The 570-nt window shown below is 61.6% G+C and carries 1 pseudogene; it reads left to right on the top strand.

Annotation, left to right across the window (positions count from 1 at the left end):
- Positions 1 to 570, top strand: a pseudogene (locus tag BK660_RS30565) (AMP-binding protein); the annotation flags it as partial.

Genomic DNA, 570 nt, shown 5'->3' with positions numbered 1-570 from the left:
ATTACCCGGCGGATCGTCTGGCCTACATGCTCAGCGACAGCGGCGTCGAATTGCTCCTGACCCAGACCGAATTGCTCGAGCGTTTGCCGGCCAGCGATGGCGTCAGCGTGATCGCCATGGACGCGCTGCACCTGGAAAACTGGCCGAGCCAGGCACCGGGCCTGCACCTGCACGGCGACAACCTCGCTTACGTGATTTACACCTCGGGTTCCACCGGCCAACCGAAAGGTGTCGGCAACACCCATGCGGCACTGGCCGAACGTCTGCAATGGATGCAGAACGCTTACGCGCTCAACGAAACCGATGTGCTGATGCAAAAGGCGCCGATCAGTTTCGACGTGTCGGTGTGGGAGTGCTTCTGGCCGTTGATCACCGGTGCGCGTCTGCTGATTGCAGGTCCCGGTGAACACCGCGATCCGCATCGCATCGCCCAACTGGTTCAAGAACATGGCGTGACCACGTTGCACTTTGTCCCGCCGCTGCTTTCGCTGTTCATTGACGACCGCTGAGAGCCGAATGCACCAGCCTGCGCCGGGTCTTCTCCGGCGGTGAAGCACTGCCGGCCGAATT

It is taken from the genome of Pseudomonas brassicacearum (genome assembly GCF_003732265.1).
Lineage (GTDB): Bacteria > Pseudomonadota > Gammaproteobacteria > Pseudomonadales > Pseudomonadaceae > Aquipseudomonas > Aquipseudomonas brassicacearum_D.
This window is presented reverse-complemented; position numbering and strand designations above follow the sequence as displayed.